This window comes from Mesorhizobium sp. Arg314 (assembly GCF_053714275.1).
Genome location: NZ_JBSKBP010000291.1, coordinates 1 through 348 on the forward strand (window position 1 = coordinate 1; position 348 = coordinate 348).

Below are 348 nucleotides of genomic sequence, written 5' to 3' on the forward strand. Positions count from 1 at the left end.
CCGGCGCACTCTGCCGGGGCTCGCTCAGGCACCTTCGGCGGCCTTCACTCTTTTGTCGACCTGAATGCGCCCACACCTTCCGATTTGCGCGACGATGCTCACTTTGCGCCAGCCCACTCTGCCGCGGTCCGCTCAGGCACCTTCGGCGGCCTTGAGCCTCTTGTCGACCTGAATGCGCCCACACCGTCCGATTTGCGCGACGACGCGCACTTTGCGCCGGCGCACTCTGCCGCGGCTCGCTCAGGCACCTTCGGCGGCCTTCAGTCTGTTATCGACCTGAATGCGCCCACACCGTCCGATTTGCATGATGATGCTGATTCTGCACCGGTGCGTCGGCGCGGGGGGCAG

The 348-nt window shown here is 65.8% G+C and carries 1 protein-coding gene; it reads left to right on the forward strand.

Annotated features, from left to right (window positions below):
• Positions 1-348 (forward strand): hypothetical protein (locus ACWGS9_RS36135; RefSeq protein WP_454509525.1); only part of this gene is annotated, 348 nt, incomplete at both ends.